General features: G+C 63.1%; 18 protein-coding genes, 1 tRNA gene and 1 riboswitch. Of the genes, 4 read left to right on the top strand and 15 right to left on the bottom strand.

Annotated features, from left to right (window positions below; genetic code table 11):
• Window positions 1–13: 13 nt before the first annotated feature.
• On the bottom strand, window positions 14–1,660 hold the full coding sequence (gene bcsG / locus AB5Y80_RS08290) for a cellulose biosynthesis protein BcsG (RefSeq protein WP_041214509.1): 1,647 nt from the start codon (window positions 1,658–1,660) through the stop codon (window positions 14–16).
• A 393-nt stretch (window positions 1,661–2,053) separates the two neighbouring features.
• Between bcsG and AB5Y80_RS08285 the strand changes: the two genes are divergently transcribed.
• Complete coding sequence (locus AB5Y80_RS08285; protein WP_109112889.1) at window positions 2,054–3,250, top strand: amino acid aminotransferase; 1,197 nt, start codon at window positions 2,054–2,056, stop codon at window positions 3,248–3,250.
• Window positions 3,251–3,308: 58 nt separating this feature from the next.
• Window positions 3,309–4,241: a LysR family transcriptional regulator gene (locus AB5Y80_RS08280; RefSeq protein WP_274798841.1), complete on the top strand. Its 933-nt coding sequence runs from the start codon at window positions 3,309–3,311 to the stop codon at window positions 4,239–4,241.
• A 16-nt stretch (window positions 4,242–4,257) separates the two neighbouring features.
• On the opposite strand, the gene AB5Y80_RS08275 is transcribed toward AB5Y80_RS08280, so the two are convergent.
• The 7 genes from AB5Y80_RS08275 to AB5Y80_RS08245 form a co-directional block, all read right to left on the bottom strand.
• Entirely contained in the window at window positions 4,258–4,581 is a 324-nt protein-coding gene (locus tag AB5Y80_RS08275; protein WP_010672837.1) for a DUF1820 family protein, read from the bottom strand.
• 117 nt (window positions 4,582–4,698) lie between these two features.
• Window positions 4,699–5,580, bottom strand: coding sequence for a YjjW family glycine radical enzyme activase (locus tag AB5Y80_RS08270; RefSeq protein WP_274798842.1), 882 nt, complete (start codon window positions 5,578–5,580; stop codon window positions 4,699–4,701).
• 10 nt (window positions 5,581–5,590) lie between these two features.
• The gene (locus AB5Y80_RS08265) at window positions 5,591–7,117 is read right to left on the bottom strand and encodes a YjjI family glycine radical enzyme (RefSeq protein ID WP_368172786.1); all 1,527 of its coding nucleotides are present in this window, start codon (window positions 7,115–7,117) and stop codon (window positions 5,591–5,593) included.
• A gap of 122 nt (window positions 7,118–7,239) precedes the next feature.
• Window positions 7,240–7,575 carry an AzlD domain-containing protein gene (locus tag AB5Y80_RS08260; protein ID WP_010672834.1) on the bottom strand — a complete coding sequence of 112 codons (336 nt, stop codon included), beginning with the start codon at window positions 7,573–7,575 and terminating at the stop codon, window positions 7,240–7,242.
• Between the two features lie 2 nt (window positions 7,576–7,577).
• On the bottom strand, window positions 7,578–8,291 hold the full coding sequence (locus AB5Y80_RS08255; RefSeq protein ID WP_368172785.1) for an AzlC family ABC transporter permease: 714 nt from the start codon (window positions 8,289–8,291) through the stop codon (window positions 7,578–7,580).
• Window positions 8,292–8,412: 121 nt separating this feature from the next.
• Entirely contained in the window at window positions 8,413–8,889 is a 477-nt protein-coding gene (locus AB5Y80_RS08250) for a murein L,D-transpeptidase family protein (RefSeq protein WP_029313677.1), read from the bottom strand.
• Window positions 8,890–9,291: 402 nt separating this feature from the next.
• On the bottom strand, window positions 9,292–11,142 hold the full coding sequence (locus AB5Y80_RS08245; protein WP_368172784.1) for a M3 family metallopeptidase: 1,851 nt from the start codon (window positions 11,140–11,142) through the stop codon (window positions 9,292–9,294).
• 294 nt (window positions 11,143–11,436) lie between these two features.
• Between AB5Y80_RS08245 and AB5Y80_RS08240 the strand changes: the two genes are divergently transcribed.
• Both AB5Y80_RS08240 and gbpA read left to right on the top strand, forming a co-directional pair.
• The gene (locus AB5Y80_RS08240) at window positions 11,437–13,116 is read left to right on the top strand and encodes a methyl-accepting chemotaxis protein (RefSeq protein WP_103260826.1); all 1,680 of its coding nucleotides are present in this window, start codon (window positions 11,437–11,439) and stop codon (window positions 13,114–13,116) included.
• Window positions 13,117–13,345: 229 nt separating this feature from the next.
• Window positions 13,346–13,431: riboswitch (cyclic di-GMP riboswitch) on the top strand.
• Between the two features lie 60 nt (window positions 13,432–13,491).
• Complete coding sequence (gbpA, locus tag AB5Y80_RS08235; RefSeq protein WP_368172783.1) at window positions 13,492–14,913, top strand: N-acetylglucosamine-binding protein GbpA; 1,422 nt, start codon at window positions 13,492–13,494, stop codon at window positions 14,911–14,913.
• 111 nt (window positions 14,914–15,024) lie between these two features.
• Here the strand turns inward: gbpA and cbl are convergent, their stop codons facing one another.
• The 7 genes from cbl to AB5Y80_RS08200 all read right to left on the bottom strand — a co-directional run bounded on the left by cbl (window position 15,025) and on the right by AB5Y80_RS08200 (window position 21,287).
• On the bottom strand, window positions 15,025–15,972 hold the full coding sequence (gene cbl, locus AB5Y80_RS08230; RefSeq protein WP_043156146.1) for an HTH-type transcriptional regulator Cbl: 948 nt from the start codon (window positions 15,970–15,972) through the stop codon (window positions 15,025–15,027).
• Window positions 15,973–16,088: 116 nt separating this feature from the next.
• Window positions 16,089–17,156, bottom strand: coding sequence for a sulfate/molybdate ABC transporter ATP-binding protein (locus tag AB5Y80_RS08225; protein ID WP_010672827.1), 1,068 nt, complete (start codon window positions 17,154–17,156; stop codon window positions 16,089–16,091).
• 31 nt (window positions 17,157–17,187) lie between these two features.
• The gene (gene cysW / locus AB5Y80_RS08220) at window positions 17,188–18,081 is read right to left on the bottom strand and encodes a sulfate ABC transporter permease subunit CysW (protein ID WP_201895078.1); all 894 of its coding nucleotides are present in this window, start codon (window positions 18,079–18,081) and stop codon (window positions 17,188–17,190) included.
• Entirely contained in the window at window positions 18,078–18,917 is an 840-nt protein-coding gene (cysT, locus tag AB5Y80_RS08215) for a sulfate ABC transporter permease subunit CysT (RefSeq protein WP_039039454.1), read from the bottom strand. Before cysT ends, cysW begins: the two co-directional genes overlap by 4 nt.
• A gap of 269 nt (window positions 18,918–19,186) precedes the next feature.
• Entirely contained in the window at window positions 19,187–19,762 is a 576-nt protein-coding gene (locus tag AB5Y80_RS08210; protein WP_039039453.1) for an alpha/beta hydrolase, read from the bottom strand.
• A gap of 39 nt (window positions 19,763–19,801) precedes the next feature.
• A complete protein-coding gene (locus AB5Y80_RS08205) occupies window positions 19,802–20,803 on the bottom strand; it encodes a sulfate ABC transporter substrate-binding protein (RefSeq protein ID WP_201895077.1) in 1,002 nt (333 codons plus the stop codon).
• A 407-nt stretch (window positions 20,804–21,210) separates the two neighbouring features.
• Window positions 21,211–21,287 (bottom strand) — tRNA-Asp (locus tag AB5Y80_RS08200).
• Between the last annotated feature and the right edge of the window lie 185 nt (window positions 21,288–21,472).

Below are 21,472 nucleotides of genomic sequence, written 5' to 3'. Positions count from 1 at the left end.
GTCACCTCCGGTCTCATTGGGGATAGGGGACCCAGTCCCCCTGCCCCAGCTTGATGTGGTACTTGCCCTGATATTCGATCACCACCGAGCCCTGGTTCTCGGACACCGACGGGGTCTGCGGCAGGTCGCCCAGCAAGGCATCCCAATCGATGGTCTCGCTCCCGAACACATCCTTCCCCACCAGCCTGGAGACCAGTTCTGATACCGCCAGGAAGCTGCTGGGGGTGTCCACGTTGCGGGTCGCTTCGTGGGGCGCCTTGGTACCAAGCAGGGCAACCCCCACCGGCACCTGGGTGATGCTCGGGCTGGGAATGTCCCGCAGCCCGGCCATCTGCATTTTGTCGCCGGTGAGAGCGGCGCCGTGCTCAGGCACCATCACCACGGCCACCTTGCGGCCGGATTGCTCCAGCGTCGTCATGAAGTCGTCCAGCTGATCCAGCAGGGTCTTGAGCCTCGCCTTGTAGGGCGCTATCTGGCGGCTCGCCACATAGCGGTTGCCATCGTGCAGGGCGATGAGGTTGAAGAAGGTGACGTTGCGTGCCGCCTGACTCTGTGTCCGCTCGTTCAGCCAGCGGCCGAACAGGGCATCCCCGCGATAGATGGGTTCGCCATCGAAGGAGGCGAGGTCATGGGCCAGCCCCTTCTTGTCCATGGGGGTCACATCCAGCCCAGCATACTGCTGCAGGCCGGTCAGGTAGTTGCCAAAATCCCCCGAGTGATCCATGGCCACCTGTTTGGCAAAGCCGAGCTGGGCCAGGTTCTCGAACAGCAGACACTGCTTCGGCGCCGTCACATAGAGCCCCTGGTGGCTGGTCTGCCCGCAACTGGCCCGCAGCAGGCGAATGGAGCTCGGGCCGCTGTAGGAGGTGGCGGAGTTGAAGCGGTTGAAGCGAATGTCGAAGTGGGACCAGACCGGGTGCCCGGTCAGGCCGCTCGCCTCCACGTCACGCCAGGCCAGGGAGCAGACATTGATGATGAGCACATCGAAGGGGGTCGCCTGGGCTGGCAGGCTCTCCGGGAAGTGCACCAGCCTCTCCTGCTCCTCCCGATAGAAGTCATCGAGATAGGCGTTGAGGTTCTCGTTGGTCGGCGGGGCACTCTGGTCAAGCTGCTCCTCCATGGGCAGCACTGAGGGGCGGGTTTCCTCCCGGGACGTGTTCACGACGTGCTCGCTCGCCCCCTTGCTGCTCGCGAAGGGATTGCTCACCTGGGGAGAGACCCAGAGCCAGAGCAGCGCCAGCAGGATCCAGGGGGTGAAGCGCAACCACTGGGCGATGAACAGATAGAGTGTCAGCAGCACGAACCCCGCACCGACCATCTCCCAATTGATGAAACGCCCGAGCAGCTCAGCCCAGTAATCCAGGGTGAAGGAGAAGACCTGGCTGCCCTGGGCACGAATGCTCTCTATCCCCGGCAACCAGGTATCGTGATAGAAGATCCCCGCCCCCACCGGCAACGCCAGCCAGTGCCGCGCACGGCGCCACCCGGCCCTTGGCAGGGGAAAGATCAGGAAGGCGGCAAACACCAGGTTGATCAGGGGGTGGAAGTTGAGATATCCCCCCCAGAGCAGGGCGAACTTGGCAAGAAAATAGACATTCCAGCCACCCAGGCCGTGCCAGTCCAGCCAGGGGGAATCGGCATCAGAAACATGTCGGGTCATCGGCGATGAGTCACCTGTTATCGTGGGCCCCCCGAAGGGGCCGGGCACACTGCAATGGTTGTCAAAAGAATAGCCTGACTATTATGCAACTATTTCTTTTGTCTCAGGCGGCGCCGAACCTGGCTCCCCCGGATGGGTGGGAGGGGAATGAGAGGGGCCGTATGCATCCATATATTATCCAAACGATGCCGATAAGGCAGCCTTCTCTGACAAAATGGGGGGAACGTGCAGACGGGATGCAGGATCCTGGCAAGGGCCCCGCGCTCACCACTGCGACAGACTTTGTCAGCCCTGTCGCCATCTCGAACAACTTGAGGCCACCTCTGGATTGCGCCATCATATCGGCCCGGCTGATGGCCGGCCGAATTGGACAGTCAACTTCAAGGACCCCCCATGTTTGAACACGTCGATGCCTATGCTGGCGACCCCATACTGACGCTAGTCGAAACCTTCCACAAAGATACCCGCGAACAGAAGGTGAACTTGGGGATTGGCCTCTATTACGATGAGCAGGGCCGCATTCCGCTGCTGCCGTCGGTGCAGCAGGCCGAAGCGCAGCGCGCCGCCGCCCCGGCCCCGCGCCCCTACCAGCCAATGGAAGGCGCCGCCAACTACCGCACCGCGGTGCAGCACCTGCTGTTTGGCGCCGAGCACGAAGCGGTCAAGGCGGGTCGCATCGCCACCATCCAGACCATCGGCGGCTCCGGCGCGCTGAAGATCGGCGCCGATCTGCTCAAGCGCTACTTCCCGACCTCCGAGGTGTGGGTCAGCAATCCCACCTGGGACAACCACAAGGCGATGTTCGAGGGGGCCGGCATCAAGGTGCACGACTACCCCTATTACGATGCGGCCACCGGCGGCGTGCAGTTCGACGCCATGATCGACTGCCTGAGCAGCCTGCCTGCGAAAAGCATCGTGCTGCTGCACCCCTGCTGCCACAACCCGACCGGGGTGGATCTCTCCCGTGCCCAGTGGGACCAGGTGATCGCTCTGGTGGTCGAGAAGAACCTGATCCCCTTCATGGACATCGCCTATCAGGGCTTCGGTGACGGGCTGGAAGAGGATGCCTATGCCATCCGCGCCATGGTGGCCGCCGGTGTCAGCTTCTTCGTCAGCAACTCCTTCTCCAAGAACCTCTCCTTCTACGGCGAGCGTTGCGGCGGCCTGTCGGTCATCTGCCAGGATGCCGAAGAGGCGAGCCGGGTGCTGGGGCAGATGAAGGCCACCGTGCGCCGCAACTACTCCAGCCCCCCCACCCACGGCGGCCAGATCACCGCGGCGGTAATGAGCCAGCCCGAACTGCACGCCATGTGGGTCGGTGAGGTGACCGAGATGCGCACCCGCATCAAGGCCATGCGCCAGAAGCTGTTCGAGGTGCTGAGTGCCAAGGTGCCGGGCCGCGATTTTGGCTACTTCATCAACCAGCGCGGCATGTTCAGCTACACCGGCTTCACGCCGGAGCAGGTGGACCGCCTTCGGGAAGAGTTCGCCGTCTATCTGGTGCGCTCCGGTCGCATGTGCGTGGCGGGCCTCAACAGCCGCAACGTCGACTACGTGGCCGACGCCATGGCCGCCGTGCTCAAGGGCTAAGCCCGCAAGCCCCGCTCAGGCGGGGCTTTTCGTTTGTCCCCTTGCCCGTGGAACCGTGATGGATCTCATTGCCCTCTCCCGCCTCGGCGGTCGCCACCTGGTGACCCTGCATCTGCTGCTCGACACCCGCAGTGTCACCCGCAGCGCCGAGCGCCTCTGCACCACCCCCTCCACCGTCAGCAAGACCCTCAACCAGTTGCGCGAACTGCTGGGGGATCAACTGCTCTACCGCCAGGGCAACCAGTTGCTGCTGACCCCGTTTGCCGAGCGCCTCGGCCCGACGCTGCGCCGCCTGCTGGGGGAGCTCAACGGCCTCACCAGCCAGGAAGGATTTGCCCCTGCCAACTGGCAGGGGGAGCTGAACCTGGCGATGCGGGAGAGCAGCATGATCTGGCCCATGGGGGCCGTACTGGGTCAGTTGATGCAGGAAGTGCCGGGGCTGATGCCCGTCGTGCGTAACAAGGACGAGCAGGGACTGGCTGCTCTGGCGGCGGGCAAACTCGACTTCGTGATCCTGCCCCACGATCAGAGCCAGCCCGGGGTCAATCAGCCCGGCCTCGTCTGGGAAAACATGCGGGAGGATGAGCTGGTCTGCCTGATGCGCGCGGATCATCCGACGTTGACGCGCCCCTGGGATCTCGATGCCTACCTGAGCTGGCGCCACATCGCCATTCGCGATCAGGAGCTGGCCGATCCCTTCTTCGAGCAGAGTCTGGCCCAGCGCCAGGTACGGCGCAGACTGGGGGCCACCCTGCCGGATTTTGGCAGCGCCGCCGCCCTGCTGCGCCAGAGCGATCTCATTCTCACAGCCGTGAAGGGCTGGGCTACCCGGGCTTGTACCCAGGGGCTGGTGAGCCGCCCTGTCCCCTTCGATTACGGCGCCGTGACCCACAGCCTGGTGTGGTATGGCCCCCTGGGGGAAGATCCCGCCCTGCGCTGGTTCCGTCAGCGCATCCTGCAACTGGCCCGGGAGCTGGACGCCCCAAAATGATGCCTGGCCGCAGGAATCAGGGCTTCTTGGTATAGATGGGGCCTGGGAAAGAGGTGACGTTGTTGCCCAGCTCGGTGATGCGGGCGGCCCCCTGCTTGCGCACCTGATCGACCCGCAGCACGTGGTGCATGGGAATAAGGGTGCGGGTGACGTCGGCAAATTCGCTCTTCAGCTTCTCGTGGCTGGGGTCGACGATGAGCGCCGTGTGGTTGTCCCACACGAAGTGGGCGATCTCGATGAAGCCGAACAGCTGGCCCTGATTCACCTCTCTTACATAGACTTCGTAACGCTCGCTGTGACAAATGAACTGCACTCGATAAAGGGCGTTGGATTCACTCATGGGTATCTGTTGGTGATGGACGGTTTGCCCATTCTAGCCGTCCCCTCGGACAGCCCCTATAGACAGAGTTCACAGTTGCGTCATATCGGGTCACAGCATCCCTACGTGCCGCAGAGCTCAGATCGCAGGCAGCATCACCGACCCAAACCCCTTGGCCTTCAATGCGTTGGCAAGCACTGTCAGATCAGCCGACCCGGCTTCTGGCCATGACAGCGCCTCCCCTCGCACCCCGTGGTGGCGAAAGCCGTTGAGGCGGATGGGCACGGGCCCCAGCGACAGCAAAAAGGTCGTCAACGCCTCCTGCAGCGCGCCAGTGGCATCGAGAAAATCGCTCCGCCCCGGCACCATCAGCAGCCGCACCTCCGCCAGCTTGCCCGCCTGCGCCAGCAGTTGCAGCGATACCAGCACCCGCTCGCGGCCCCGCCCGGTCAGGGCCAGATGCACAGGCTCGTGCCACCCCTTGAGGTCTATCATGGCGCCGTCCAGCACCGGCAACAGCCGCTGCCAACCCGTTTCACCCAGGGATCCGTTGCTGTCGAGCAGGCAGGTGAGACGGGCCAGATCCGGCGCAGCCTTGATGGCCGTGAACAGGGCGATCACGAAGGGCAACTGGGTGGTCGCCTCCCCGCCGGAGACGGTGACGCCGGTGAGCAGCGGGCCATAACGGCGCAGCAGGGCCAGCACCTCGGCCACCGACATCTGGCGCGTCTTGGGGTTGGCACTGCGCGGGCAGGCCTCCAGACAGGCGTCGCAATCGGTGCAGAGCGCCTCCTGCCAATGAACCTTGCCCTCGCTCATGGTGAGGGCGCCACTCGGGCAGACCGCAAGGCAGTCGCCGCAATCGTCGCACAGCCCGATAGTGTGGGGATTGTGACAACCGGGGCAGCGGAAGTTGCACCCTTGCAGAAACAAGACCAGCCGGTTGCCCGGCCCGTCTACGCAGGAAAAAGGCAGCACCCTGCTCACCAGGGCGCTGCGCGTCAGCAGAGCTTCATCCATCGGACTCGGCTCAGTACTGGCTGATGGTCGACTCATTGGCCACCACTCGCGGTGCCCGCTGGCGAATAGCGGTCACGTCACTCGCCTCGGCACCAAGACAGGTGGTCTGCAACCGCGAGCCCTCCTCTGCGAAGCGGGCCACGTCGCTCTTGCGGATCATGTAGCCGGTCACCCGAACCAGATCGCTGTCGGCCACGTTGGCGGTGAACTCGCGCATGCCGATGGCGAGCGCCCCCTTGCAGAGCTGCAGCAGCGCCTGCGGATTCTGGCGGATGGTGGGCTCCAGAGTCAGGATCTCGCTGATCCCCGAGTGGTAGTAGCCGTGGTGGGGCGCCAGGGCCAGCAGGTGACTGGCGGGATCCGGCTCCTGCCCGTAGGGAATCCGCACTCCCGGGGTCACCGCCACATCGATGCTGAGGCCGCCCTGTGAGTGCAGCAGAGCGTGCCCACCCCAGGCATGGGCCTGCGGCGTCGTAGTGACATATTCCGAAAGCTGGGCCGAGATGCGATAGCCAAGCTGATTTGCCTCTTCGTCGTGACCGTAGCGGCCCGGCAGATTCTCTTTATCCATCAGGATGTTGACCGCTTCCGCCATGCCGTAGATGCCGAACATGGGGACGAAGCGCTCCTCATCCAGCAGCCCCTCCTTGATCAGGAAGCTATCGAAGAAACCGGACTCCTCGTGCAGGAAGGCGGCGCGCACCGCGATCAGCTGGGACGTGAGGCGGCAGTAGTGGGGCAGCAGACAACCGAGGAAGTCATCGATCCCCTGTGCCTGCTCGGCGACCCGCTTGAGGGAGATGCGCACCAGGGTGTTGGCACCACCGGCCTGCGGCAGGGCGTTGTAGCAGCTGACGATGCCAAAACCACGCTGATCGAAGGTATCGCGATGGATCGGGTAGTTGGCGATGTGCGGCTTGCTGCACTCGGCGATATTCTTCACCGCCATCAGCAGCAGATCGTCGGGAGTCTGCTCCGGATCGTGGAAAAAAGTGAGGTTGGGGGCCACCTGCTTGAGCTCGTTGTCGATGCGCAGGATCAGCCGGCAGATCCGGTTGTCGTCGGGGCCGATGTTGACGTGCATGAAGGCATCCGGCAGCACCCGATCCAGGTAGATCCAGAAGGCCCTCAACTTGCGATGGAGCGCTTCATCATCCAGCTCACCGACGAAGGGCAGCAGCAGGTGATCGAGGCGCCCCAGCCAGACCGGCATGCCGGTGACGGAAGGAACGTGGTGATAGAGGATGCGCAGGGCATCGAGCGCTTCATCGAAATCCCGCGGCGCTGCCAGCTCCAGCCAGGCTGAGCCCTGGGTCAGGAACTTCTCGTAGTCCGGCAGCACATAGCGCGGCTTGTAGGGGGCGTGCCCCTCGAACATGTCGCACAGCATCCCTTGTGCCATGGCATCCAGCACGGCGGCAGGCAACTCGGGGTAAGGCAACGCGTTTTCGGCGGCGAGCGCCAGGGCCCGACTCTTCTGGGCCGGTGAGAGCAGAGGGTCGCGCACGATGCGCTGGCAGGTTTCGGTGAAGGACATGGTTCACTCCGTGGCGGGTGGAACCAAAATCCTCACACTTGGGAGGCCTTTTTTGAAGTGACATTCCCAACAAGGCGGATATCCCATCAAGACATCCGCCATGCCGGATCACGACACATCCTTCACCAGGGCCAGAACAGGGCCACGCCCCCCAGCCAGCGCAGCAGGAAGAAGCCCCCCATGCCGACGACCACCACCACCAGGGTAGGCAGGCGCAGCAGGGTCAACACCGTCACCAGCAGGGTGGCGGCCAGGTAGTCCGGATCCCAGTCCAGCCCGTGGCCGGGCTCATAGCTGAAGACGATGGGCAGCCAGATGGCGGTCAGCACCGACTGGGCCGAGAAGCTGAGGAAAGCCCCCATCTCGGCCCCCGGCTGATAGCGGGTCAACCGCGAGAAGAAGGCAAAACGGTTGAAGAAAGTGATCAGGGCCAGCAGCCCTATCATCAGCCAGCCCATGATCACCTCCTCATCCGGTGCAGCACATAGCCCACCACCATGCCGGCCAGGGCCGAGACGATGATGTGGATCTCCGCCAGCAGCGGCTTGGTGACGAGCGCCGTCCCGCCGCTCACCAGGGTGGCCGCCACCATGGGCAGGTTCTTCATGGCGGGGAGCGTCATGGCGATAAAGGTGGCGGCGATGGCAAAATCCAGCCCCATCTTGTCCAGCCCGTCAATGTACTGGCCGGCGGCGATGCCGAGCAGGGTCGCCAGGTTCCAGAACAGATAGAAGACAAAGCCCGCGATGAGCGCATAGGCGGGATTGAAGGCGCCGCTGCGCTCCCTCTCTTTCAGCGCCACCGCAAACATCTCGTCGGTCAGGAAGAAGGCGAGACTGGCCCGCCAGCGCAGGGAGAGCGGCAGCACGTCTCGGCGGAAGGTGAAGCCATAGAGCAGATGCTGGGAGGTGATCACTATGGTGGAGCCCATGATGGGCAGCAGCGGCGTCCCCGCCCCGAACAGGGTGGTGGCCGAGAGCTGGGCCGCCCCCGCATAGACCAGCAGCGACATCAGCTGTGCCTGGAGCGGGCTCATACCCGCCTGAAGCGCCAGGGCGCCGCACAGTATCCCCCAGGGGATGACGGAAATGGAGAGCGGGAGCATATCCAGGGTGGCGCGCCACCAGAGTGCCCCCGTGCGCTCGGGCGCAGGGAGGCGGGTTTCCGACATCATGGGATCATCCTTGTCACAGCCAATGCGAACCGGAAAAACTAGCACGGCGCAGGAGGCAGTGTCACGTCATGGTCTGCGACAAATGCAACGCCCGCATGAGAGCGGGCGTTGGCAGGCGGGATCAGGGCTCGATGATGATGGGGGTGCCTGGCTCGATGGCGTTCCAGATCTCGTCCATCTCGTGGTTCAGCACCGCAATGCAGCCATTGGTCCAGTTGGACGGCTGCACCCTGCGATCCCCCAGGCTGTTGCGCTGGCCGTGGATCATGATCATGCCGCCCGGGTTCACACCCAGCTCGTTGGCGCGCTTGATGTCGTCCAGATTCGGGTAGTTGATGTGAATAGCCTTGTAGAAACCGGAGTTGCTCTTCTTGTAGTCCAGGGTATAGCGACCTTCCGGGGTACGCTGATCCCCCTCACGCTGCTTGTGTCCTTTGGGAGCCGGGCCCAGGGCAATCCAGTAGCGCTTCACTTCCTTGCCATCCTTCATCAGGGTCAGGCTGTAACTCGACTTCTTCACCACCACCATATCGGCGGACAGAGTGGCAAAACTCAACGCGGGCCACAGCCCCAGCAAACACAGCAATACGGCTCTCACTATCCATCCCTCTGCGAGCCTTCTGGGCTCTCTTGTTAGCAAATCATCTGAATGTCGCCACTCTCTGGTGGCGAGCGAGCGCCATGATATGGGATCGCCGTGAATACTCAATATATCGGGAGAAACATATCTGTGGCCAGCAGGGGGAAATGGCCGTCAACCCGCCATGCAGAGGCCCTGCCAAGGGCTGGGCGTCGTCTCTTGCCTGCAACCGGGCACCTCAGCGCAGGTCGTCAAGGCCAGGAAGATGGCGCAGGGAGAAAAACCAGCGGGCAGCGCCGCCGCCAGTGACACTTGAGCCTGTCCACCCGCCAATCCCCGGCTGGCACCATGGGGTCAGGCCATCTCAACGCACAAGAAAAGAGCCCCTGATGGGGCTCTTTTGACTGTGCAACACCGGGCTCAGGCCTGGGTCACTGGTTCGGCGGTCTCAAGGCGCCGGATCCAGGCCTCGAACTCTGCCAGCATGCGCGCCTCGGACTCGCTGTTGTCGGCGATGAGCTCGGTCCCGTGCACCACCCGGATATGGGCGTCGAGGGGTGTCCCCTCCCCTGCCGGTGGGCGCTGCCGCGCCGCCGCCATGCACGCTTGTGCCTGTTGCCACGCCTCGGCGGCACTCCGGTTGCACGCCTCTGCCAGCGGCACCGCACTGAAACCCTCGCCGGTGAGGCTCTGCAGCGTCTCGTCATGGGTCATGCCGTTGCCCGGTCCCCAGTAGTGGGCGGCCAGATCCGGTCCGATGCGCGGGTTGTCGGTGAGGTAGCCGTCGCGTTTCAAGAAGTAGGCGCGGGTCTGCTCCACCGCCATCAGCGCCAGCAGATAGCCGTGATAGGCGCAGGCCGACTCCTGGTTCAGAAGGTGCGGGATGGCCAGCAGCGGGCGCGGGCTCTCCACCCCCAGGATCTTGCGCTCCCACTTGCGGGCCAGGGCCAGCACGGCGGCCGGGGTGCGCTCGCTCTCTGCCATGGCGTAGAGATCCCGCTCGAAGTAGGCCACCAGCGCAATCTGGCGCTCGTTGAAGGCGCGAAATGGCTGGCGCGCTTCAATCATGGCCTGGATAAGCGCATCGGGGATGGGTTCTCCCGCCGCGTTTCTGGCATAGCGCTTGAGCCAGTCCGCATCGTCCAGCAGGCTGTCGCAGAACATGGACTGGGTCTCGGCATAGGCCATGGAGGTGGGCGGAAACTCCTGGGAGAAGCAGGGGGCGTTGCCGGTGACGTTGGCAAAGTGCGCCGCGTGGCCGCCCTCGTGGAACAGGGTGTTGAGCCCGCTCCAGCCGCTGCCCACCTGGGCCGGATTGGCCAGGCTGGTGAAGTTGACCACCGCTGGCACCCACTCCCCCTCCTGCCAGAAGCTCGGCACCGGGCCGTGACAGAAGCCGTTCTCGTATTTTCCCTCCCGGGTCAGCAGATCCAGGGTGAGGGTGGCACCGCGGTACTGGATGCCGAGGCGGCGGAAGCTCTCGACCCAATCCTTCAGCGCCCGGGAGAAAGGCACGTAAGGGTCGAGCTGGCGGGTCACGTCACCACTCACGCTGTAGCGCAGGTTGTGGGGCAGCAGGGCTGCTTCCCCCTTGGCCGCTTTCAGCTCCGCCAGACTCTGGTGCAAGCGGGCATCGGTACGGGCGATGAAGTCGTCGAGAATGGCAAACAGCTGCTCCGGGCTCATCTGCTCGTTCTTGTGCACCTTGTAATCGAAGTAGTCGCGATAACCCATGGCACGGGCGAAGCGGTTGCGCAGCGCGACGATGTCAAGATAGCCGTTGTCGACCACCCACTGCTCCAGGGTGTGGAACATGGCGAGCGCGCTCTGGCGCACCGCCTCGTCGCTGCTGGCGGCCAGCGCCGTGCTGGCGGCGGGCAGACTGCCGGGCACCTGGCGGCCCTGCTCGTCCAGCAAGGTGAGCTTCAACCCCTTGCGACGGGCGAAGAGATCCGCCTCGGCGGCCACCAGCTCGTCCATCAGGGCGGAGGCACCGGGATCTTCGATGACGTTGCACTCGAAGAAGGCGATCCAGCCCCCCAGGCCGCGCCTGAGATCCGCCTCTTCGGCCTGGGCATGCATCTCCCGCAGCACCGGCAGGCGGGCAGGATCGGCACAAAATGCCTTGTAGGCCTGTTCGGCCGCGGTGAAGCCTGCCTGATCGTCGCTGGTGCCCATGTAGGTGGACCAGAACAGGTCCTCCTTGCGTCTGTGCACCTGCAGGTAATCGGCATTGAGCTGGTTGAGATAATTCCTGGCAATGGAACTCATAACTTCCCTCTTGTTATGGGGCGACCACGGGGCGCCCACTCCTTTTTGGTGAAATGCCAACCCATTCACACTTCTTGCGAATGGAGCAGACAAATTGTGCGCCGGGATGCGCGCCATCACGCTATCAAAAGCGAGGGTTTCTGTCTGCTGGCTATACTGGTTGTCAAACTGCTCAATTGGCTGTTTTCCATCGCAACCCATTGAAAGTTAATGATATGTTAAAAACAACAATAATCAGGTCCGGCCGCTAGAACGGCCACAATCAGACCCGCATGGGAAAGTAAGGATAAGACTATGTTCAAGCTCGGTGATATTGCCGTGAGTCGCAAACTGATGCTGCTGCTCTCACTGGCCCTGGTCGGCTTCATCGCACTGCTGCTCATCTCGGCCAGTGCCCTGCACCGCAATCTGATGAGTGAACGGGAAGCCAGGCTGCAGGCGGTGCTGGATCTGGCCATGAGCCGGATCCAGGCCCTGGCCGCCACCCTCCCCCCGGAGCAGGCCAAGGCACAGGCCAAGGCCATGCTCGACAGCATGCGCTTTGACGGGGACAACTACCTGTTCGTACTGGATGAAGACCGTCGGGTGGTGGTGCATCCCGCCAAACCCGAGCTGGTCGGCCAGCAGATGGGCAACAACCCTGCCGAGTCCCACTGGCAGCACATGGTGGATCTCGGCAAGGGCGGCCACCAGGGCAGGCTGGAGTATCAGTGGGTCTCCCCGTCCGGCGAGGCGGCCCAGAAGATGTCGCTGGTGACGGGCTACCAGCCCTGGGGCTGGATCCTGGGCTCCGGTGTGTTGTTGCAGGACATTGAGGCCACTATGTGGTCGCAATATGAGTGGATGGGTGGCGCCACCTTGCTGGTGATCCTGTTGATGGGGCTGCTGGGACTCGCCATCAGCCGCTCCATCGTCAATCCCCTGGCCGAGATCAACAAGGCCATGGCCCGGGTCGCAGCTGGCGATCTGGTGGTCAGCATCCCGGTGCTGGGCAGGGATGAGCTCGGCGCCGTCGCCAGCTCCACCAACCAGGGGCTGGATGCCATCCGCCGCGCCCTGCTGGAAGCGAGCCTGGGGGCCCGCAACGTGGCGGATGCCGCCCTGCGCATCGCCGCCTCCGCCGAACAGACCAACCAGGCGGTCAACAGTCAGCGGGATCAGCTCGCCCAGCTCGCCACCGCCATGAACGAGATGAGCGCCACCATCGCCGACGTGGCGGGTCACGCCGAGAATACGGCCCGCGACACCCAGGATGCCACCAGCGAGGCCGGGCTCGGCAACCAGGATGTCCATGCCAGCGTGCACGGCATCCAGGCGCTGGCCACCGAGGTGGACCAGGCCACCTCGCAGGTCAACCAGCTCAAGGAGGGAGTGATGCAGATAAGCGAGGTGACGGCGGTCATCAGCGCCATCTCGGAGCAGACCAACCTGCTGGCCCTCAACGCCGCCATCGAGGCGGCCCGGGCCGGCGAGCAGGGCCGTGGCTTCGCCGTGGTGGCCGACGAGGTGCGCCAGCTGGCCAGTCGCACCCGCCACTCCACCGAGGAGATCCAGAGTACCATCACCCAGTTGCAGCAACGGGCTGTCACCGCCGCCAACGCCATGGACGCCAGCCGCAAGCTGGCGGAGAGCAGCGTCAACCAGTCCGAGAAGGCGGGGCAGGATCTCTCCCTCATCGTCAATCACATCCAGCACGTCAGTGACATGGCGACCCAGATCGCCACGGCGGCGGAGCAGCAGAGCATGGTGGCGGAAGACATGAACCGCAACGTCAGCGGCATCAACGACTCGGCGCTCGAGATGTCCCAGGCGGCCTCCCAGTTGGCCCAGGAGAGCGAACTGCTGGCCGGTCTCTCCCGAAGCCTCGACGAGCGACTGGCGGTGTTCAAGCTGGACAACGCCCAAGCCCAGGACAGGATGATGCGACCGACCCAGGCGTCCTCTTCCCGAGCAGGCATGCAACCCCGCCACTGAGTGGCCCCGTGAGCCCCTGCCAGGCTTGCAGGGGCTCCTTTCCTGTCATGGCCACGGGAGCCTCTCCCGGGCCACCCTCTCGCACTGAACCAGCGCGCAGATCCCGATGGAGTGATCTGCCGCTGATGCGCTGCTCCGATGAGATGGCACTGTCAATTTTTACACTTAATTTTTTAACAAAATATAGTCATGATGAGTGGTCGCCACAGGCGGCACCATGATCCTTTCTGTAGTCATTTGGCAAACTGGTTGAAAGGCCAGGACGCAAAGCCTCCGGTCTAAAGACAAGCTGTCCAGGATAGCGGGGTTGCAGCACCGTGTTTCGGGGAACTCCCCTGCCAACGTGACTGCCCACATCACCGAACAGAGGAATGTATGGCAGCAAATATCCGACTCACCCATCTCGCGGCAGCGCTGGCGCTGCTGGCCAGTGGCGGCGTACTCGCTCACGGCTACATCAGCCAGCCCGAAGGGCGCAACTACCTGTGCAAGACAGGGGGCAACAGCCAGTGTGGCGCCATCCAGTGGGAACCCCAGAGCCTGGAAGCCCCCTCCGGCTTCCCCGATGGCGGCCCCACCGACGGCCAGATAGCCTCGGCCGGTCACCCCCAATTCGGCGAGCTCAACACCCAGACCCTCGATCGCTGGACCAAGCGTGAGGTGCAGGCCGGTCCCTTCGCCATCAGCTGGACCTTCACTGCCAACCACGTGACCCGCAACTGGCGCTACTACCTCACCAAGCAGGACTGGAACCCGAACCAGCCCCTCACCCGGGATGCGTTCGATCTCAATCCCTTCTGCGTCATCGAGGGCAACATGGTGCAGCCCCCCAAACAGGTGACCCATCAGTGCACCCTGCCCGCACGTACCGGTTATCAGGTCATTCTCGGGGTGTGGGAGGTAGGGGATACCGCCAACAGCTTCTACAACCTGATCGACGCCCGGTTCAAGGATGGCACCCAGCCCCCGCTGACCTGGAGCCAGGGAGGGACCATCTATCCCTCCATCGACCTGGTGGCGGGTGACAAAGCCAGAACCCGGGTGTTCGATGCCAATGGCGAGCGCACCGATCTCCAGACCGAGCTGACCATCGCCAGCGCCGGGCAGGGCCAGAAGAACAACTGGGCCCACGCCCTGGCGAGCAAGATCAACGCCGAGCAGAGCCAGATCCGTGCGGGCCAGCAAGGTACGGACGGCCAGTTCAACCCCGTCTATGGCCAGAACCCGGTCTACCTCAAGGCTGGCAGCAACCTGCAACGGGTCGAGATCCAGCTTGAGCAACAGCAGCCCCCGGTGGAGAACGGGATCAGCGTGAGCGGTCTGGCGAGCGACTACCCCCTCGACAACGGCAAGCTCACCCTGACGTTCACCGTCACGGCCCAGGGGGATCTCGCCATCACCAACACCCTCTATGACCACGGCGGTGTCGCCAAGGGACAGAGCAGTGCCGATATCAAGGACGGCAGCCAGAGTTTCTCCATGGCGCTGACCGGCTTGAGTGCAGGCCACCATCAGCTGGTGATCGAGGCCAAACCCAAGGCTGGTGGTGACGCGGTGCAGCAGACCCTGGACCTCATGTTCAAGGATCCGGCAAGCGGGGGCGATTACCAGTTCACCTTCCCGGACGGCCTCAAGTCCTACACCGCCGGAACCCGGGTGCTGCAGCCGAAAAACGGCAAGGTCTATCAGTGCAAACCCTTCCCCTACAGCGGCTGGTGCAGCCAGTGGGCGAGCACGGCCACCCAGTATGAACCGGGCGTAGGCTCCCACTGGCAGGAGGCCTGGACAGCGCAGTGATGGGACGTCTCCGATCTGACGGGAACCCGCTCGGCGTTTCCGGTGCCAGATCAGGTCAACATCAAACAAACGGGGAGCCCATGGCACCCCGTTTTTCATCTATCCCTCGGTTCAGATCTGATAGTCGAGCAGGGGCTCGTTGCTCATGGCGCGGGCCTGGATCTCCGCCAGCGCCAGATCGGGGTTGCAGAGCTGGATGAACTGCCAGGCAAAGTTGTGCTGGAACTGCCCCTGCTTGAGGCCGATCCAGGCGGTGTGCGGCGCAAACAACCGACTGCCGTCTAGCTGCACCAGCCCCTTGTCCCGCTGGGAATCGAACGCCATGTCCGCCAATATGCCCACCCCCATCTCCAGCTCGACATAGGTCTTGATGACGTCGGAGTCCTGGGCGGTCAGCAGGATCTGCGGCACTATGCCCGCCTCGGCAAAGGCATCATCCACCCGTGCCCGACCGGTGAGGCCGGCCTGATAGGTGACGATGGGCCAGTGGGCCAGAGCGGCCAGGGTCAGCTCCCGCTCGGCGGTGAGGGGGTGCTGCTCCGGCACGACGATATTGTGGTGCCAGCGGTAGTAGGGAAAGGCCACCACCCCTTCGCTCTTGTCGAGCTGCTCGCTGCTGATGCCGATGTCCACCTCACCGGTCTGCACCAGCCGCACTATCTCCTCCGGGCTCCCCTGACGCAGCTCCAGCTGTACCAGGGGAAATTGCTCCCGAAACGCCTTCACTACCCTCGGCAGGGCATAACGGGCCTGGGTATGAGTGGTCGCGATGAGCAGCCGGCCTGAGTCGCGATTGGCAAAGGTGCTCGCCAGTTTGCGGATGTTGTCGGCATCCCCCAGGATACGCTCGGCGATCACCAGCAACTCCTTGCCCGGCTCGGTCATGCCGAGCAGACGCTTGCCATAGCGAATGAAAAGGGCGAGCCCCAGCTCCTCCTCCAACTCGCGAATGTGGCGGCTGACCCCGGACTGGGAAGTAAAGAGGGCATTGGCCACGTCGGTCAGGTTGTAATCCCGCCGTGCCGCCTCCCGAATGATTCGCAATTGCTGAAAGTTCACCTCATCGCCTCCTGCGCTGAGTGGCGGTGGCTCGTGCCACCGTCCTCTTGTTATGGATTGCCGGGATCATAACCCGGCAGCAAGCCTGACAGAGGGCCGCACCTCGCGGCTTGCCCTCAGATCTGGTAGTCGGGATAGAGCTGTGCCTGCCTGGCCACCAGACGCACCCCCTGGCCGGGGGCAAAGGCCCGGGCGGCCTCCTTGCTCAGTTCAGCCTCGTAGTGAGCGCCTCCCGTCTCCCCATCGCCACGCAGTTCCACCCGAATGCGCGGCCCCATGGGCAGCAGGCGGGTAATGGTGGCGCGAATGCCACCGGGGGCATCCGAGGGCAGGATCTCCAGCTCGTGGGGGCGCACATAGGCAATGGCCGCACTCCCTTCTGCCAGATGGGAGGGGATGGGGCCACCCAGTTGCTGTTCACCGATGCCGAGCCCCTGCCCGGCCACCCTGCCACGAAACAGGTTTACGCTGCCAAGGAAGCTGTGCACGAAGGCACTGGCGGGCTGATCATACACTTCGGCAGGGGTGCCAATCTGCTCTACCTTGCCGGCGTTCATCAGCACCACCCGATCCGCCACCTCCAGGGCCTCTTCCTGATCGTGGGTCACGAACAGACTGGTGACATGCAGCTCGTCGTGAAGCTCACGCAGCCAGCGGCGCAGCTCCTTGCGCACCTGGGCATCGAGGGCGCCGAAAGGCTCGTCCAGCAGCAGCACCTTGGGCTGCACCGCCAGGGCCCGGGCCAGGGCGACCCGCTGGCGCTGACCACCGGAGAGCTGGGTCGGGTAGCGTGCCGCGACGTGGCTGAGCTGCACCAGATCCAGCAGCTCCTTGACCCGGGTGCGGATGGCCGCCTCGTCCGGGCGTTCGCTGCGCGGCTTGACCCTCAGGCCAAAGGCCACGTTCTCGAATACCGTCATGTGGCGAAACAGGGCGTAGTGCTGGAACACGAAGCCAACGTTGCGCTCGCGCACATGGAGATCCGAGGCATCCTCGCCGCGGATGATGACGCTGCCACTGTCCGCCTGCTCCAGCCCGGCGATGATCCGCAGCAAGGTGGTCTTGCCGCAGCCGGAGGGGCCGAGCAGGGCGACCAGCTCACCGTCGTGAAAATCGAGGTTGATGTCGGCCAGCGCCGCGTACTGATTGAAATGCTTGTTGAGCCCTTGAACCTGAATGCTCATGAATGCCTCTCCTATAACCGTTAATTCGGGATCAATGGGACTGGGTCGGTTGGCCGCGCAGCCTGGCCAGCAGGGTCTCACCCAGCAGGGTGAAGATCCCGAACAGCGCCAGCAGGCTGGCCACCGCGAAGGCGGCACCGGTCTGGTACTCGTTGTAAAGGATCTCGATGTGCAGCGGCAGCGTGTTGGTCTGGCCGCGAATGTGGCCGGACACCACGGAGACAGCGCCAAACTCCCCCACCGCCCGGGCGGTACAGAGCAGCAGGCCATACATCAGGCTCCAGCGGATGCCGGGCAGGGTCACCCGCCAGAACATCTGCAACCCGCTCGCCCCCAGCATGATGGCGGCCTCCTCTTCCTCCGGGCCCCGCGCCTCCATCTGGGGCAGCAGCTCGCGAACCACGAAGGGCACAGTGATGAAGGTGGTCGCCAGGATGATCCCCGGGGTAGCGAAAATGATCTTGATGTCGTGCTCGCTGAGCCACTCGCCGAACCAGCCGCGACTGCCGAACAGCAGCACGAACATCAAGCCCGCGATGACCGGCGAGACCGAGAACGGCAGATCGATGAGGGTGATAAGCAGTTGCCGGCCAGGAAAGCGGAACCGGGCGATGGCCCAGGCAGCGGCCAGCCCGAACAGCAGGTTCAGGGGCACCGAGCAGAGCGTCACCAGGGCGGTCAGCCCCAGGGCGCTCAGGGCATCCGGCTCGCTGATGGCGTGCCAGAAGAAGGCCAGACCCGGGCTCAGCGCCTGGATGAAGACGGTGGCCAGCGGCAACAGCAGCAAGGCGGCAAACCAGCCCAGACCGACGGTGACCAGCAGCCATTTGACCCAGACCGGTTCATGGGTCACCGGGGGATGACGCGCCGGGGTGACCGGAGCGGACTCCTGGGCCTGATCGAGATGTGCAGTAGAGGCGTTCATATACGGCTTCCTCCGATGCGAGCCCAGCTCCAGGCTTGCAACTTGTTGATGAGCAACAGCAGCACAAAGGAAATGAGCAGCATGACGGACGCAATGGCCGATGCACCGGCGTAGTCATACTCCTCCAGGTGACTCATGATCATCAGGGGGGCAATCTCGGACACCATGGGGAGGTTGCCGGCAATGAAGATGACAGAGCCGTACTCCCCCACGCCGCGAGCAAACGCCAGGGCAAAACCGGTGAGCAGCGCAGGTACCAGGGTCGGCCACAGTACCCGGATGAAGGTCTGCCAGCGGTTGGCACCCAGGCTCGCGGCCGCCTCCTCTTGCTCGCTCTCCGCTTCCCGCAGCACCGGCTGCAGGGTACGCACCACAAAGGGCAGCCCGATAAAGGTCAGGGCAATGACCACCCCTATGGGGTTGTAGGCAAGCTCGATGCCCAGCGGAGCGACCCATTGGCCAATCCAGCCGTTGGGGGCAAAGATGGCGCACAGGGCGATGCCGGAGACGGCAGTCGGCATGGCAAAGGGCAGGTCGATCAGCGCATCCACCAGTCTGCGGCCGGGGAAGGTATAGCGCACCAGTACCCAGGCCAGTATCAGACCGAACAGACTGTTGAGCAGGGCGGCAATGAAGGCGGCGCCAAAGCTCAGGCGAAAGGAGGCGAGCACCCGGGGGGAGCCGATCACCTGCCAGAACTCGGCGGCGCTCAGGTTGTTCACCGCAAACAGCACCAGTGCCGAGAGCGGCAGCAGCACCAGTATGCCCAGATAGAGCAGACTGAAGCCCAGCGTTGGCCCCAGGCCTGGCAGGACGGAATAAGAACTTAATCGCATAACACATCCGTTTGTTATAAATACTTTGGATGTGACGATTTTGCTCACGGCGGCCAGGGACAACAAACACCAATAATGCCTTTGCTAAGCACTTTTTTATCTAACAATGGTGGAACAAGGCTTTTAGAGCGATAAGCATAAAAAAAGGTCTTTTATATAAATAAAAGACCTAAAAGACGGAGCGGTAAAACCGGGAACATGCAAAGTCAGTCACGCTGGCCAAGTTGCCAGCCCGCCTAGAAATCGTGCCGAGACAATCCGAGGGTCCCTCATCTAAAACTGAGTGCGGCCTGCTTGCCCCACTCGGCAGGAGCAGGCTCCACCACCATTTCGGCACGGCGGTATAGGGTGCCGAGCAAAGCGAGCCCCTGGTGCCACTCCCCATGGCCGGACTGGGCATTGATATGGCCCACCTCCCCCGCATCGAACAAGGGCACCTGCCACTGCCGGCTCCAGAACTCTGCCCGCTCGAAACTCATCCAGGGGTCATTGCGGCTGGCGATCAACTGGGCAGAGACCTTGATGGACCCCGCCAACACCTCATCCGGGATACCGAAACGGGCAGGATCGGCAGGGGCAACGATGAAGATGGAAGAAACCTTGTCTGGTTGCAGTCTGGCGGCAGCGATGGCCGTCAGAGCGCCGAAGGAGTGAGCGACCAGGTGGACCCGGCTGCGCCGGCTCCTGAGCTTGCTCGCCAGCTTGGCGCTCCAGACCGTGAGATCCGGCTTGTCCCAGGGCAGACCCATCATTCTCTGCCACTGGGGAAATTGCTGGTGCCAGCGGCTCTGCCAGTGATCCGGCCCACTGTTGTGCAGACCGGGAACCAGAAGGATCTTGTTCATCGTGGTACTCCTATCTGTTGTCACAGGGGCCTGCGTCTCTTAGCGGCCCGGTTGGTAAATCTGGTCAAACGATCCGCCCTGGGCGAAGTGCTTCTTCTGTGCCTTTTCCCAATCTCCTTCCAGATCCTTGACAGTAAAGAGCGTCAGGTTGGGGAACTGGGCCGCGGTCTCCTTCAGGATCGCCGGATTGCTCGGACGATAGTGGTATTTGGCGATAATGCGCTGCCCTTCGTCGGAGTAGAGATACTCGAGGTAAGCCTTGGAGACGGCCTCGGTACCATGCTTCTTGGCTACCTTGTCCACCACGGCTACCGGCGGCTCGGCCAAGATGGAGACCGAGGGCACCACCAGTTCGAACTTGTCGCTGGTGCCCGGCTGATTGAGCACCAGCAACGCTTCATTTTCCCAGGCCAGCAACACATCCCCGAGCCCGCGTTCGATGAAGCTGGTGGTGGCGCCACGTGCCCCGGAGTCCAGCACCTTCACATTCTTGAACAGATCGCTGACAAACTGTTTGGCGCCCTCTTCAGTGCCGCTTTTCTTCAAGGCATAGCCCCAGGCAGCCAGATAATTCCAGCGCGCACCGCCGGAGGTCTTGGGGTTGGGGGTGATGATGGCGACATCCTTGCGCACGAGGTCGCCCCAATCCTTGATCTGCTTGGGATTCCCCTTGCGCACCAGGAAGACGATGGTGGAGGTATAGGGAGAGGCATTGTTGGCCAAACGCCCTTCCCAGTCGCTGGCGGTGAGACCTGCCTTGGCCACCGCATCGACGTCATAGGCCAGCGCCAGGGAGACCACGTCAGCCTCCAGTCCGTCCACCACGGCACGAGCCTGTTTGCCTGAGCCACCGTGTGACTGGCTCACCACCACATCGTCGCCGGTTTTGGCCTTCCACTCCTTGGCAAAGGCACTGTTGTACTCCTGGAACAGCTCCCGCGTCGGGTCATAGGAGACATTCAGCAGCCGCACCTCGGCGGCGTGGACCTGACCGAGAGCCAGCAGGGAGAGAACGGTGAGAGCGGTCATTCGCAGTTTCATGGTGATACTCCATATCGTTGGGTTGAGTACAGCATGCCCGCTTATGCATATTCCATGAAGAAAGAAAAAGCGCTTTGCTTATCTCTTATCCGCATATGAGCTCCCGATGGTCCTCTGGCACTCTCGGCCAGAGCGTATTCGCGTGCTTGCGATGCTCATCTCCAGACACGACAAAGCCCGGTCGATTGGCCGGGTTGGGAAAAGATGGAGGAGCAAAGAACCAGAGCGAAGGGTAAGCCCTGGGTAAAGGGACAATGCCAGACACGCAAGCACCACAGGGGGGAAGAGGCGGGTTGTCCGTCACAAGTGGCGATTCAGATCCGCCGGTTGCCTCTTGTTCTCTGAGCTCGTACCCAGATGCCAGAAAGCAAAAAGGCCTTCCCGATAGGGAAGGCCTTTCAATTTAGTGGCGGAGCGGACGGGACTCGAACCCGCGACCCCCGGCGTGACAGGCCGGTATTCTAACCGACTGAACTACCGCTCCGCATTCGGTTAGCTTTCGCTAAATCATTTGCCGCTTCTTAATGAGGTGTCATCCTCGCAGCCAGTCATGTGATTCTTCACATCACCGTTTAATTGGGTGCCTGGCAGTGTCCTACTCTCGCATGGCGAATGCCACACTACCATCGGCGCTACAGCGTTTCACTTCTGAGTTCGGCATGGGGTCAG

Source organism: Aeromonas sp. R2-1 (genome assembly GCF_040908425.1).
In the GTDB taxonomy this organism is placed as follows: domain Bacteria; phylum Pseudomonadota; class Gammaproteobacteria; order Enterobacterales; family Aeromonadaceae; genus Aeromonas; species Aeromonas caviae.
The sequence above is the reverse complement of the archived record's forward strand: the minus strand, read 5'-3'. Positions and strand labels throughout refer to the sequence as shown.